Consider the following 12,749-nt stretch of genomic DNA (forward strand, 5'->3'; position numbering starts at 1 on the left):
ATGACCCTATCCGAACTTATCGCCCAGTTTCGTACACTTGCCTTTGACAAAGTAGAGCCGTATTTGTTTGACGATGACAGCGTGATTGGTTGGCTCAATGAAGCCGTCAAGGAAGCCTGTATTCGTGGACAACTGCTCCACGAGTGTGATGATGTGGACATTTGCCAAATTGCCATTAAAGCAGGGCAAGTAAAATACCCCACACACCCACAGCTTTATGAAATCACGCACGCAAGCCTAGAATTGACGTCTATCAATGGTGGTAAACGCACGCCTGTTTGCTTGGTGAGCTTTGAAGAAATGGATAAGGCGGATAGGGATTGGCGAGATGATCAGGATAAGCATAGGCTAGACCCTTATTTTTTAATTCAGCACGATACCTATGTTCGCCTGTCTCGCCCAACCGATGAGATAGGCGTATTGCACCTAGAAGTCTATCGTCTGCCCCACAAAATGTCAAATGATGATGATGTGCCAGAGATACACCTAGCTCATCATGAACATCTGATAGATTGGGCATTGCACAAAGCCTTTGGCGTGCCTGATAGTGAAGTATTTGATTTGAACAAATCCGAGATGGCGGAGCAGAGATTTACCAATTATTTTGGCTTTCGTCCTGACAGTGATTTACGCCGTATTACCCGCCATGATGTACCACATACCGTTAAGCCGTTCTGGGTATAAGGACTGATAATGATACGCTACCAATTAACCACACCGCCCGATACCACGCCCACAGATGAGCTGGGTATCAGCATTGATGAATACCACAGTATCTGCCATGAGATTAGCCAAGAACCCACATGGCGAGCATTGGCGGATAAGTGTGCAGACTATGCAGACGGCAATCAGCTAGACGGTGAGTTAATCGTCAAGATGAAAGCGCTTGGCATTCCCCCTGCGGTGGAAAACATCATCGCCCCTGTGATGCGGTCGGTGCAAGGCTATGAAGCCAACACACGCACCGACTGGCGTGTTACCCCTAATGGCGAAGTGGGCGGACAAGATGTGGCGGACGCACTTAATTATAAACTCAATCAAGCCGAACGCCACAGCCGTGCAGATAAAGCGTGTTCGGACGCTTTTGAGAGCCAAATCAAAACAGGCATTGGCTGGATAGAAGTGGCAAAAGAACAAAATCCCTTTGCCTATGAATATCGTTGCCGTGCGGTTCATCGTAATGAAATCCATTGGGACATGGCAAGCCGTGAATACGACCTATCGGACGCACGTTGGCTAAGGCGTACTCGCTGGCTTACCGCCGAGCGTATCGCCCAAGCGTTCCCTGCTCACAAAGAGATGATACTAGGCTTTGGACTGCATGGCAACAGCTACTATGACTTAGCCATGGCAGATAGCCTAGAAGGTGGGGTTAGCACAGGACTACAAAACGCATGGAACATGGGGCGTGCCAGTACCCTAAGCGAACAGCATTGGTATAACCGTGATAATAAGCACCTATGTATTACAGAGCTTTGGTATCGTAAATGGGTGAGCGTGCCTGTCATCAAAACCCCAGACGGACGAGCGGTGGAGTATGACAAAAATAACCCCAATCATCTCATGGCGGTGGCAAGTGGCATGGCAAAACCTGTCATGACAAGCGTGCCAAGAGTCAGGCTGTCATACTGGATAGGCTCATACCTGCTCCATGACGGGGCAAGTCCTTATGCTCACACCCATTTTCCCTATGTGCCGTTTTGGGGCTTTAAAGAAGACATGACAGGCACGCCCTATGGCTATATCAAAGACATGATGTATGCCCAAGATAGCCTAAATAGCGGACTTGCCAAACTGCGTTGGGGTCTGTCGGTCATGCGTGTAGAACGCACCAAAGGCGTGGTGCTAATGTCGGACGCACAGCTTCGCCAACAAGTCGCTCGCCCTGATGCCGATATTGTGCTGGACAAGCAAGAGCTAAGAGACGGTGGTAAGTTTGATGTTATCCGTGATTATCAGCTCACAGGGCAACACTATCAGCTATTGCAAGATAGTCGGGCAACGGTGGAGCGGACGAGCGGTATTAGCCAATCCTTTCAAGGGGCGGGCAATGCGTCTAGTGGCTATCAAGAGCAACAACGCATAGAGCAGTCCAACCAAGCCCTAGCGGACATCATGGATAATTTTCGTGAAAGCCGAAAGCAGGTGGGCGAAATCCTGCTATCGCTCATCATTCACGATTTGGGGCAACAGCCACAGACCATTATCATCGAAGGGGACGCCATTACTGCCGAGCGAGCGGTAACGATTAACAAGCCTGAGATAGACCCCACAACAGGGCAAGCCTATCTATCTAATGACATACAGCGTACACGTCTTATGGTTTCATTAGAGGATGTGCCAAGCTCAACCAGTTATCGTTCACAGCAGTTAAATGCCCTATCAGAAACGGCGAAATCTTTGCCCCCTGAGTATCAAGTGGCAGTATTGCCCTTTATGGTGTCGCTCATGGATATGCCCCATAAGGATAAAATCATTGAAGCGATTAAGGGCGTACAAGAAACGCCAACCCCAGAGCAAATTCAAGCTCAAATTGACCAAGCGGTGGCGGAAGCCCTTGCCAAGTCCGATAAAGAACTCAAAGAGCGTGAACTTGCCCTTAAAGAAAAAACCGCCGAAGTGGATATGCTCTTACGCAAAGCCCAAGCGGTGCAGACGGGTGTTCAAGCCAGCTATTCAGCCATGCAAGCAGGCGTGCAAGTCGCTCAAATGCCAATGATAGCCCCAATCGCCGATGAAGTGATGAAAGGGGCAGGATATACCACGCCTGCCGTAGGCGATGACCCCAATTTCCCAACCGCCGAGCAAGCGGTGGCGATGAACATTCGCTCACCCTACATTCAAGGACAAGGGGCGATGGTAGGCTCTGAGCAGTTGCCACAAGCACAGGCAATGGGCGTACAACAAAACACCAGTCCTGCCTATCCGCCAGTCCCACAACAAGCACCAAGTGCGATGAATGGGATTGAAACCCCGAGCATTAACGACAATTTGACCAAACCATAGATTAAAGGAGAGATAATGAAAGAATGCATCAAATCTATTCAAGCCCAAATCGGCACAACGCCTGATGGCGTGTGGGGCAATCAATCTATTCATGCCCTAAGAGTGGCACTATCAAAGGGCGTGGTTATCCCCATTACCAAAAATATCACGCTCAATGAACTTCTAGCAAGCCAAACCGCCACACGCCATAACATTGACAATATGCCAAACGCACAAGTTTTGGCAAATTTGATTGAAAGTGCGGTGAAGTTATGGCAACCTGCACGAGACATTTTAGGACAGCCAATCATCATCACAAGTGGTTACCGTTGCCCCACACTAAATCGCAAGATTGGCGGAGCAAAAAGCTCTGCTCACATGTTTGGTCGTGCCATTGATTTTAGTTGCCCTGCTTTTGGCAATACAAGGGCGGTCGTCAAACATCTGGCAAATGAATTTAAAAAGCGTGGAATTAAGTTTGACCAATGTATTTTAGAATATCCACAAAGCCCAAACAGTTGGGTGCATTTGGGGTATAAACATGCCGATGATTCACAGCGTGGGCAAGTGTTTCGGATTGGTTAGGCTTATTTGGCGGTGTTGGGATTGTTATTCTACCACCGCCAAAATCAAACAGTTCCCATTCTGTATGGGTAAATTCTCGGTTGAGTTTTTTGTTCAAATACATTTCGTTTTCCGATATTTAATACAGAAATTGTTGGGGTGGTCCACAATGTCCAAACCGACAATTTCACAATCTTGTTCCAACAATTCTCTTTGAACTTCAAGGTAATTCTCGGCATTGGCTCGTTGGATGTGTATTAGCTGGGATTTTATATGATTTTCCAGTTCTTTAACTAAGATAGCTGTCAAATAATCATCATACATAGCACGAAAAAATTTGGTAACAGATTTTGAATCAAAAACTGTCTGATACTGCCTTTCATTGTCTACTATATAAGACAACTCAAACCTATCTTGTACTTGATTATACCGCTGTCGCCCTTTTAAGATAACATGATAGAAGTACTCGTAAGATTTTTTGTCATAATCCTTATACTTTTTGTGCCTTTCTTCTTCTAATTCAGTGATGGTTTTGTTGTGCAATTGAGGTATCATAGCGAATATCCAATTAAATAATACAGATGTTGTATTTTATAATTCATCTTGATAAAAGACAAAAATATTTATAACAACTCCTCCTGTACAGGCTTATTTTGTCTTGCAATCTCTTTTTCTAGTTTTTTTAAGCGATTATGAAAGGCATTTTCTTGCTCTAAGAGACGATGAGATAAAGCAAGCGAGCCAAATTCTACCGCTTCTGCATACATAAGTCCGCCCAAAGTGCGTGCCTCTTTGGGGGTCAAGGTCAGCACATCATCGCCAATATCGAGCTTGACCGTACCGTCTGGCAACATGGTCTTGTAAATGGTGCGTTGGGGTGGGTGCTGTACCACAGGGGCATAAACCCCACTACATAACCGATAAATCAGCTCATCGTCTGCCAATCTTTTTAGGCATTCATCAACGGCGGTCTGTTTAATCCCTGTCAATTTGGCTATGGTGGTGCGACTGGCAGGGGTTTCTTTGTTGTGTAGGTCAATGACCGCTTCTAGGACGGTTTGTTTTTGGGTTTTCATTATTTACTCCTTAATATCGAAAGCAAATTCAAATATTTGTTTAATATAGTCTTTTTCTTTTTCATTGCGACCATATAACAACAAATCAATGATGATTGACATAATAATGATAATGCTAGATAAACTGGCAACCCTATGGTCAATATCGTGCCTATTTACATATTCTTTTGCTGTTGTTTGAATGATTTTGTCTTGTTTCATTATTGCTCCCTTAGCGAAAGATTGCTGGCTGTTAAGAAATCTTGAATTTCTTTGAGTGTTTTTTTACCAATATTTTTATTCAATCTAAGTAAATCAAACTCACTTTTTAAAACCAAATCGCCAATGGTGTGTATATTGCTTTGAATCAATGCGTTTTTGGTTCTCACTGTCAATTCACAATCGGCTATCTTTTTATTTGAAATATAGTTTGGATTTGTTTGCCTGTCTCTGTCCAATAAATCTTGCACCCAATGCTCTTTTTGTGGTGTTTTGCCTGTTTGCACCAATTCATACAGGGTTTTTTTACCCCGTTTTTGCAAAATGTCAGCGTCTTGGTGCAGGCGTGGAATAACCACTTCACGAATATACTCCGCTTCTTGCTTTTTGTGCAAATCATCAAGCAAATTGGCGGTATGTTCAAAGTGTTTTTGTAAGGTTAGCCAGTACATTTTTTTATCTCTCTTTTTGCTTATTTGTTTCTAACCGCTTAATCTCATCATTGATATACCACACCGCCTTTTGCAAGTCTTGTATATCGCTATTGCCGTCTTTAAGTCCTGCTCGCCACAAGTATTTGATGGCGTTGCCAATGTTAAAATTGCGATGGCGGGTAATTTCAATGCACTCTACACCGCTTGGGTCAGAAGTATAATGTTTGGGGTGATGAACATTATCCCATTCATCTTTAATTTGCTTTGCAACACCAGAAAGATTAGCCATTTTTAATCTCCATTCTCGCTATTTTCCAAATACTCATTTTCCAATTCTTTAAGTTTGGCAATCAGCGTTCTTTCGGCTTGCTGTGCAACTTCTGAATTGGCAATGGTATTGACCACTTTATCACCTGCATATAGTCCCGCAATGACATACATATTGCGTTCGCTAGGAATGGCAGTATAAATCACTGCCACAGGAACAATAAAAAACAAAGATTTTTTAAGTTTTTTAAAATAATTGGGAATGGTTAAAAGACTGTTGTTTTTGTTTAAATCATTGTGCATAAAAACAAAGAGTGTAACAAAAGGAACAGATATAAAGTAACCAATAATAACACCCTTTAATGCACTGGATAATTTCAATAAAAAGCCAATAATATAAACTGCAATTGCTAAATCAATCATTTTAATACCCCCATTCTCTTAAATTCGCTAATAAAATCGTCCCACGCCATTGTTACCGCCTTATCATTGATAACCACCGTTACCGTATCTGATTTTCGGTCATAATCAAGCACTTTGGCAACATCGCCTTTGTCGTTTGTATAGTAAGTCATATCAATGTACGCTCCACAATCTTAAAGCACGTCAATGCATTGCCACAATGCCAAGCCCAAAAATCTTCTTCATCATAAGCAATCAAACGCAAAGGGTAATTGTCGGGCATATTAAAATCTTGAAACATCGTATCATCATCTAAATCCTTGTTTAGTTCTGCTTCTGTTGCTCTGTCAAACTCTGCAACCACATCAAGCATTTTTTGCAATTTGTCTTTACCTAGTGATAAAGCTATTGAGTGCTTATTGCCATACCAATAATCATCAAATATCAATTCATAAACTTTTGTCATCTCACCCACTCCAATTCTTGCACCTTTGGTGTTACATCTTTAATTGGTCTTGGTTCGTGCCTGTCATCAATCCACGCCAATTCAGCAGGGATTGGCAAATAAATCTCTTTGGTGTACGCCCACAAATAAATCATATCTAAAAACTCCTTAAATTGTTTGGTGCTTGCCCGTGTCGTGCTAAGCTGTTTAACAATATTGATTGCTAGGTTTTCATAATGTTCTGGCATATTCTCTTTGATGATTTTCATATTGTCGGCAAGGTCGGCATATTCACCAAAATCCCTACAATAAATCTTTGCCAAAAACCGCCTTTTTAAATCAATATGGATGCTGTCTTTATCATCGCCTGTTTGGTTGGCAATCGCTGTTACCCAGCCCCAGTAAATTCGGTTCTGGGCGTTGCTTCTTGCCTTATCGTCATCAATGCCAATCGTTACCACGACATTATGCGGTGTGTCTAGCGTGTCCGCTACAGCTTGCTCTATCGCTTTAAAGCAGTTTTGGGCAATGTCGGCATTGATAAGGCGGTAAGATTGGTTTTTCATAAGAACATTTTGTATAAAATATGAAGTGAAGCAAGGATTAAAATAAGAAGTACTTGAGAAAATCCCAACATTATTTTTTCTGCTTTTGTGAATTGTTTATAGATGTTAAAATCCGCATAGCTAGGATTACATAAAATACATTTAATCATTAACCCAAAGTTTAAGATTAATAACATTTCAATATAATTCAAAATCGGCAAAGCAAATAACACGCTCATATCTTGATAAACCAAATAAATCAAGTAGGCTTTAATTAAATAACAAACAATCCAAAAAATAATCATCATAACAAACACCTTTAAAATAAATTAAAATAGATTCTCAGTTGGGTTATCCTGCTCATTTAACACAGAATTAACAAATGCCCACTTTCTCAAAAACCACGCCTTAGCCTTTTCTCGCTCCATGTCGGCGTATGTGTCAAAATCAAAATGGCAAGCCCGACATAGCGGTATCGTGTACTCATCATCAGACTTAATCCCCATTCCCTTGCCAAATTCTGCCCAGTTGGCATGACAAGGGTCGCTTGGCGGTGAGGCATGGCATTGGACACAGGGTAGGGATTTGAGTCGTTGTAAGCGGTTCATTTGTCCACCCCCAAATAACTCTTAATCTCATCAATCGCCCCAGTTGCCCCATACGCCACCACCGCTTTGTAACCCTGTGCATTTAGGCGGTCAATCATCGCTTGTTGCAAATCTGATACTTTGCCTGCTTGCCGTGTTTTGCCTGTGGCAGTCTTGCCTTTGGGGGTTTTAAGCTCAATAAATAAACCATGATAACCGCCACAAGGGATAAACAAAAATAGGTCAGGAAATCCCGCTTTTGTCCCCATCGCCTTAAAGCGTGTGGCGGTGGTAATGTGGCGTTTGCCACCGTTGGGGCTGTGGTGCAGATAATCGGCAAGTTTGCCGTCTGCCCATTTTTGCCATCTCGCCCACGCTAAGATGGCTTTTTGTTCGTTGTCTTCGCTCATGCCAACACATCCATTTTGTTTAATCCAAACAGGTTATGCACAAACTCATCACTGGCTAATTGCTTGGACGGCTCGCTTGGGGCGTGGGTGATGGCAATGGGGGCGATGTACCGCTCGCATTTGACCTTGTTTACCACCAGTTCATGCACAATCATCTCGTAATGGTCTTTGAAGGCACTGTGGGCGGTGATGGTCATGTTGCCGTTGTAGTCCGCCTGTGAAAACAGGTGTATGGTCTTGTCATAAGCTTGTTTTTCTGCTGTGCTAATCGGCTGTGTGCTATCATCACGCCATGCTAGGATATTTGATAACGCCCCGTTTTTGCCGATGTAGCTGTCAGCGATGGCATCAGAATTATCAAAGCCATTTAACCCCAAACACCAACGGCGAAACAGCGCAGCATTAGGGCAAAATCCCATCTCGATCATTTTGGCAAGCCCTGCGTTGAGCTGTTCTTGGGTTAAGTCTTGGGTTACAAAACCAAACGCCGTGATGACATGATTTAGGTCTTGTGACCCGTATTTTTTAGCAAATGAATCTATGGTTAGATTTTGGATGATTTGCACCAGATGGGCTGGGTTTTGGATTTGTATTTGTGGCAAATTACTCATGAATTTTCTCCGATTTGTTTTGGCTGATGCACTGGCGGTTGGTTGTTGCCGTACCAGCCATTACCCCATTGCTGTTTGGCTTTTTCAAAGTCATTTGGCTTCATTGTCTGACCAAAATGCGACTTTTGGCTGTTCGCGTACCAATCCGCCTTGAATGACTGCCAACCCATTTCACAAGCGAACTCAATCGCTTGGGCTAGTGATACCCCTGCAAGGGTTGCTTGCTTGGCGATGCCGCTAAGGGCTGTTTGGGTGAGCTTGGTTTTTCTGGTGGCTAGGTAATCGTTTGCCACTTGCTCATCAACCCCTAGGCTGACTAGCTCATCTGCCGTGATGAATTTTTTGGCTGATGGAGATTTGCCAGTCGGTTTTGTCTGCGATGAATTTTGCGAATTTTCAAAATTTTGGTGCGTGTTCTCATGCGTGTTTATACTCACAGGTTCTATGATAGGTTTATTAATAGGTTCTATAACAGGATTGGGTGGTAAATTTACTAGGGGGTCAGTGGTAAAATTACCACCCCCTTGCGGTAAATCTACTAGGGGGGTGGTGGTAGATTTACTACCCCCTGTATTTTTACTAGGGGTGGTAGATTTACTAGGGGTATCAAGATTTAATTGATAGATTTTTGCCCCAAAATATGATGATTTTTTGGTATCAGAAATTAATTCCAATTCCAATAATTCTTTTAAACATTTTCTAACCGTCTTTTCAGAAAGGCGGGTTTTTTTAATCATGGTGTTAATTGATGGATAACACTCGCCCATATCATTAGCAAAACTTGCCATGATTAATAATAAATGCGATTGTGGGCTTGTGGTGGTAATTTCTTGTTCGGTTGCCCATGCCATTGCTTTGAAGCTCATTTTTTCTCTCCCATGATTTTAAAACCTGCTTGTAAGGTCTTGCCAAAAGTCCAATTTGTATTTTGGCGTAAGATATCAATCACTTCACGCAAACTCATATTGGCAGGATTTAAGGCGATGTAATCATCAATGCTAATCACGCCTTGTTTTTTTAACAGCTTTTTGACCGCTCGGACGGTCTGCTCTTTGGTCTTTTTTCTTTTGGGCTTTTTGATTTTTGTGATTTCGGATATGCCATGCTCGGCTATCCATTCATCGATGACCGATTGGGGCGTGCCTTTGGGGCGGTAGTAGTCAGAGTATTGCTTAATCATGCCACACCCCCTAAGATAGCCTTTTTGCCAATCTCAACTTGTAGAGCTTGATACAGTCCCATACGGTTTACGGCTTGGATAAAATCACAGGGCAAAAAATACTCAGCAACGTGCGTGCCGTCAGCGAGTTTTATCATGTGTTTCATGATGGGATAGCCGTCATGTTTTAAGTCCAAGATGCGTGGGGCAAGACGGCTTGATTTGCTTACCATGTCGCAAAACTTAGCTTGGGTAATGCTCTCGCCTGCCAATAATCGCCGTGCCACTAGCTCTTTATGGTAGGGCTTGACATTGTGGGGGTTTTTGGGTATGATAGTCATACTTAATACTCCATTAAGTTAATCCGACCCCTAGTTATCGCTAGGGGTTTTTGTTTTGTCTGCTTTTAGCGGTTTTAGTTCATTGATGGGTCTGTGGAATAATTCTGGGTATTCCAGTTTGTATTTGGCTGGAATACCCCGAGTTGTCCAATTATGAACAGTCGTGTATTTTTTGTTCAAAAATCTAGCAACGACAGCTGCACCGCCCAATTTCCTGATAATTTCTTCGTCTTTTTTCATCGTAAGTACTATTTTGAGTTAAAAACATACTCATTATACCCATATTGAGTACAAAAAGCAACAGTTTAATAAAATTACCCTTTTTGTGGATTTTTGCTTTAAAAACTCTTATAATATAAAGGAATATAGTTGCTCTCATTAGGGGTCTACCATGAGTGATTTTTTAGAAAGACTGGTTAAAATTGCTGGCACAACAAACCAATCTGAAATAGCCCGACAACTGGATATTCCAAAGACAACATTGTCAAATTGGATAACTCGTGGTGTGTCCAAAGGCGGTGCGTTAAAAATCTCACAAGTTTATGGTGTGAATGTAGAATACGTTTTAACAGGACAAGGCGAGATGACCGCCCGTCCCACCACCCATGAACTTTGCCAGAGAATCAAAGCCATAGAAAACCGTAAAAGCGAGGTTGAACCAAGCGACTTTTTGTCCGTGGAAAATCCTGTCCCCATCATCAGTTGGGTGGCGGCAGGGTCGTGGAGTTCGTCTGATGCGGTGGAATGGCTAGATGAAGATACCGAGTATCTGCCCAGACCTGCCAATCTGTCAGCAGACGGTTTTTGTCTGCGAGTGCGTGGCGTGTCTATGATGCCTGAATTTAAACCTGATGAAGTGATATTTGTCGAGCCGAACTTTGGGGTGTGGGACTTAAAAAACGGTGACTTGGTCGTGGTGTGTGAAAATGACAATCACGAGGCAACCTTTAAACAGCTTATCATGGGCGAGACATCGGCAGATATGTACCTAAAACCCCTAAACCCTGACTGGCACGAGCAACGCATGACCCCAAAAAGCGAATGGGAGCTTGTGGGGAAAGTGGTGGGGAAATGGGTGAAGTATTAAGGAGTATTAAATGATTTTAGACATACCTACTCATATAGAACAGGCAATCATTGCCAAAGCACAAAGGCAAGGCATGAGTGTCAATGAGATGCTTTATGCGTTCGCCACAGACGAGCCTATGCTAGACAGTGGTCATGCCAAAAATGAGTCTTTGACGGCAAAGCAGGCGGACATACTAGACCGCCTAGACGATAAGCCCACGCCCTTTATGCAGGAGCTGTTGGACATGGGTAAGCGGACAATGGTGTTATCCACTAAGGTGTTGGGATAAAATTTAGTGAGGTCATATGGACGTAATACAAGAAGCAGAGATTTGGTTGATAGATAATGGGATTTTGCCGTCATCGGTACAATATAATATCTACACCCAAAAACAGGTTTTAAAATACCCAAACGCTGTGGCGGTGTTGGGCGTGGGAAAGACAAGACATGGTAATAACATTGGCTTTGCTATTGAAGTGGTGCAGGGTCAAGGGGTAGTGTATGGCGGTATATTAGAGCCTGACGGTGTTGCCATGTGGGGCAAAAAAGGACTTATGCGAACCATTGCCGAGAATAAACTGCTGATTGATGTCATGCAAGAAATGGCACAAGAACATCGCACTGCCCTTGCTTATTATGAACGGATTGCCAATGAAAAAGGCATATCCTTAATGGAAGCCATGCAAAAATATCCATTACCAGAGTACCAACAATCTAACACATCATCAAGAAGCAAGGAGCAAGCACCGCTAGAGCCTACACCCATTCGCCAAACACCGCCAAAACAACAAAGAGTGGTGGTAGATGATGAACTCGATGAACAACAAGGCGAAAGCCATTCTAAGGTTTGGGATTGGTTGGCTTGGGGGCTTTTTGGGTGTGTGGCTATCATTCTTGGTATTCCTGCTTTGGGCGGTTCGGTTTCAAGTACCATGTTAGAAGTAATGATATTTGTCTTGGGACTGATAGCCCTGCCTTTGCTCATTGCTTTGATTTGGTATGTATTTAAATCTATTTATACCATGTTCCAATACAGCAACCTGTGGGGGATATTGGGGGTTGCCACTGCCATTTTTGGGTTTTATCCATTGCTTGCAGGGGTGTTTTATTTTACCTATGAGTTAGAAGATGAGGACAAGACAATATTTAAACGATTGTTTATGTCTTGTTTTATGGTTGTATTTATTGGTATAGGTTCGGCAATCGTATTACCTGCGTTGAGCGATAATAAGCAAGTAGAGAGTGCGTCTAGTTATGAAGGTAGTCATTCTGATATTGAGAATTTAAGGGTTAGTGATGATGAGTTATATGCTGTCTTGGAGAGTGAGATAGCAGAAATAAAACCAACCCTACCCGTAAAGGTAGATAATGAAACATTTATTGTGGATATTCAGCTAGATAAGGCTATGCGTAGGATTAACTATATTTCTAGGTTTAGCCGAAATAAAGATGAGTTGTTATTGAGTGATGAATATTTTCAGAAAAGGAAACAATCTGTATTTGTATCAAATGGCGATAATTTCTGCCAAAACGAAGCAGTTAAACAAACATTGGTAAATGGTATAGAGATGAGATATGTGTATTACTCAAACGATGGTTATCAAATAGGGAAATACAATATTACTCGCCAAGATTGTGGTTACTAACTGGAAATAT

Annotated in this window: 23 protein-coding genes; 6 read left to right on the plus strand and 17 right to left on the minus strand. The window is 42.7% G+C overall.

The window, feature by feature from the left end; translation table 11 throughout:
* The 3 genes from IM753_RS03165 to IM753_RS03175 are packed head-to-tail and all read left to right on the plus strand — an operon-like array spanning position 1 to position 3,570.
* On the plus strand, positions 1 to 684 hold the full coding sequence (locus tag IM753_RS03165; RefSeq protein WP_194108638.1) for a hypothetical protein: 684 nt from the start codon (positions 1 to 3) through the stop codon (positions 682 to 684).
* Positions 685 to 693: 9 nt separating this feature from the next.
* Complete coding sequence (locus IM753_RS03170) at positions 694 to 3,006, plus strand: hypothetical protein (RefSeq protein ID WP_194108639.1); 2,313 nt, start codon at positions 694 to 696, stop codon at positions 3,004 to 3,006.
* A 15-nt stretch (positions 3,007 to 3,021) separates the two neighbouring features.
* Positions 3,022 to 3,570 (plus strand): D-Ala-D-Ala carboxypeptidase family metallohydrolase, encoded by a 549-nt coding sequence (locus IM753_RS03175; protein WP_194108640.1) that lies wholly within the window; start codon positions 3,022 to 3,024, stop codon positions 3,568 to 3,570.
* A 93-nt stretch (positions 3,571 to 3,663) separates the two neighbouring features.
* Here IM753_RS03175 and IM753_RS03180 read toward each other — a convergent pair whose 3' ends face one another.
* The 17 genes from IM753_RS03180 to IM753_RS03260 all read right to left on the minus strand — a co-directional run bounded on the left by IM753_RS03180 (position 3,664) and on the right by IM753_RS03260 (position 10,264).
* Positions 3,664 to 4,104: a hypothetical protein gene (locus tag IM753_RS03180; protein ID WP_194108641.1), complete on the minus strand. Its 441-nt coding sequence runs from the start codon at positions 4,102 to 4,104 to the stop codon at positions 3,664 to 3,666.
* 68 nt (positions 4,105 to 4,172) lie between these two features.
* Complete coding sequence (locus IM753_RS03185) at positions 4,173 to 4,625, minus strand: hypothetical protein (protein ID WP_194108642.1); 453 nt, start codon at positions 4,623 to 4,625, stop codon at positions 4,173 to 4,175.
* Between the two features lie 3 nt (positions 4,626 to 4,628).
* Complete coding sequence (locus IM753_RS03190) at positions 4,629 to 4,826, minus strand: hypothetical protein (protein ID WP_194108643.1); 198 nt, start codon at positions 4,824 to 4,826, stop codon at positions 4,629 to 4,631.
* Entirely contained in the window at positions 4,826 to 5,275 is a 450-nt protein-coding gene (locus IM753_RS03195; protein ID WP_227713061.1) for a DNA-directed RNA polymerase subunit alpha C-terminal domain-containing protein, read from the minus strand. The genes IM753_RS03190 and IM753_RS03195 overlap by 1 nt, the downstream gene beginning before the upstream one ends.
* A gap of 4 nt (positions 5,276 to 5,279) precedes the next feature.
* On the minus strand, positions 5,280 to 5,546 hold the full coding sequence (locus IM753_RS03200; protein ID WP_194108645.1) for a DUF3310 domain-containing protein: 267 nt from the start codon (positions 5,544 to 5,546) through the stop codon (positions 5,280 to 5,282).
* Between the two features lie 2 nt (positions 5,547 to 5,548).
* A complete protein-coding gene (locus IM753_RS03205; protein ID WP_194108646.1) occupies positions 5,549 to 5,947 on the minus strand; it encodes a hypothetical protein in 399 nt (132 codons plus the stop codon).
* Complete coding sequence (locus IM753_RS03210; RefSeq protein WP_194108647.1) at positions 5,944 to 6,099, minus strand: hypothetical protein; 156 nt, start codon at positions 6,097 to 6,099, stop codon at positions 5,944 to 5,946. The genes IM753_RS03205 and IM753_RS03210 overlap by 4 nt, the downstream gene beginning before the upstream one ends.
* Positions 6,096 to 6,392, minus strand: coding sequence for a hypothetical protein (locus IM753_RS03215; protein ID WP_194108648.1), 297 nt, complete (start codon positions 6,390 to 6,392; stop codon positions 6,096 to 6,098). Before IM753_RS03215 ends, IM753_RS03210 begins: the two co-directional genes overlap by 4 nt.
* Complete coding sequence (locus tag IM753_RS03220; protein ID WP_194108649.1) at positions 6,389 to 6,937, minus strand: hypothetical protein; 549 nt, start codon at positions 6,935 to 6,937, stop codon at positions 6,389 to 6,391. Before IM753_RS03220 ends, IM753_RS03215 begins: the two co-directional genes overlap by 4 nt.
* On the minus strand, positions 6,934 to 7,224 hold the full coding sequence (locus tag IM753_RS03225) for a hypothetical protein (RefSeq protein WP_194108650.1): 291 nt from the start codon (positions 7,222 to 7,224) through the stop codon (positions 6,934 to 6,936). Before IM753_RS03225 ends, IM753_RS03220 begins: the two co-directional genes overlap by 4 nt.
* A gap of 21 nt (positions 7,225 to 7,245) precedes the next feature.
* Positions 7,246 to 7,524 carry a hypothetical protein gene (locus IM753_RS03230; protein WP_194108651.1) on the minus strand — a complete coding sequence of 93 codons (279 nt, stop codon included), beginning with the start codon at positions 7,522 to 7,524 and terminating at the stop codon, positions 7,246 to 7,248.
* On the minus strand, positions 7,521 to 7,913 hold the full coding sequence (locus IM753_RS03235; RefSeq protein ID WP_194108652.1) for a VRR-NUC domain-containing protein: 393 nt from the start codon (positions 7,911 to 7,913) through the stop codon (positions 7,521 to 7,523). Before IM753_RS03235 ends, IM753_RS03230 begins: the two co-directional genes overlap by 4 nt.
* Positions 7,910 to 8,524: a hypothetical protein gene (locus IM753_RS03240; protein ID WP_194108653.1), complete on the minus strand. Its 615-nt coding sequence runs from the start codon at positions 8,522 to 8,524 to the stop codon at positions 7,910 to 7,912. Before IM753_RS03240 ends, IM753_RS03235 begins: the two co-directional genes overlap by 4 nt.
* Positions 8,521 to 9,390: a helix-turn-helix domain-containing protein gene (locus tag IM753_RS03245; protein WP_194108654.1), complete on the minus strand. Its 870-nt coding sequence runs from the start codon at positions 9,388 to 9,390 to the stop codon at positions 8,521 to 8,523. The genes IM753_RS03240 and IM753_RS03245 overlap by 4 nt, the downstream gene beginning before the upstream one ends.
* Entirely contained in the window at positions 9,387 to 9,704 is a 318-nt protein-coding gene (locus IM753_RS03250; RefSeq protein WP_194108655.1) for a hypothetical protein, read from the minus strand. The genes IM753_RS03245 and IM753_RS03250 overlap by 4 nt, the downstream gene beginning before the upstream one ends.
* Positions 9,701 to 10,024, minus strand: a complete 324-nt coding sequence (locus IM753_RS03255) for a hypothetical protein (RefSeq protein WP_194108656.1) — start codon at positions 10,022 to 10,024, stop codon at positions 9,701 to 9,703. The genes IM753_RS03250 and IM753_RS03255 overlap by 4 nt, the downstream gene beginning before the upstream one ends.
* 30 nt (positions 10,025 to 10,054) lie before the next feature.
* The gene (locus IM753_RS03260; RefSeq protein ID WP_194108657.1) at positions 10,055 to 10,264 is read right to left on the minus strand and encodes a hypothetical protein; all 210 of its coding nucleotides are present in this window, start codon (positions 10,262 to 10,264) and stop codon (positions 10,055 to 10,057) included.
* A gap of 151 nt (positions 10,265 to 10,415) precedes the next feature.
* Here IM753_RS03260 and IM753_RS03265 point away from each other — a divergent pair, with 151 nt between their 5' ends.
* Genes IM753_RS03265 through IM753_RS03275 form a run of 3 tightly spaced genes read left to right on the plus strand, consistent with a single transcriptional unit; the run spans position 10,416 to position 12,739 of the window.
* Entirely contained in the window at positions 10,416 to 11,111 is a 696-nt protein-coding gene (locus IM753_RS03265) for a S24 family peptidase (RefSeq protein ID WP_194108658.1), read from the plus strand.
* A 10-nt stretch (positions 11,112 to 11,121) separates the two neighbouring features.
* On the plus strand, positions 11,122 to 11,382 hold the full coding sequence (locus tag IM753_RS03270) for a hypothetical protein (RefSeq protein ID WP_194108659.1): 261 nt from the start codon (positions 11,122 to 11,124) through the stop codon (positions 11,380 to 11,382).
* A gap of 16 nt (positions 11,383 to 11,398) precedes the next feature.
* Complete coding sequence (locus IM753_RS03275; protein WP_194108660.1) at positions 11,399 to 12,739, plus strand: hypothetical protein; 1,341 nt, start codon at positions 11,399 to 11,401, stop codon at positions 12,737 to 12,739.
* The last annotated feature ends 10 nt before the right edge of the window (positions 12,740 to 12,749 follow it).

This window comes from Moraxella sp. K127, from assembly GCF_015223095.1.
Classification (GTDB): domain Bacteria; phylum Pseudomonadota; class Gammaproteobacteria; order Pseudomonadales; family Moraxellaceae; genus Moraxella.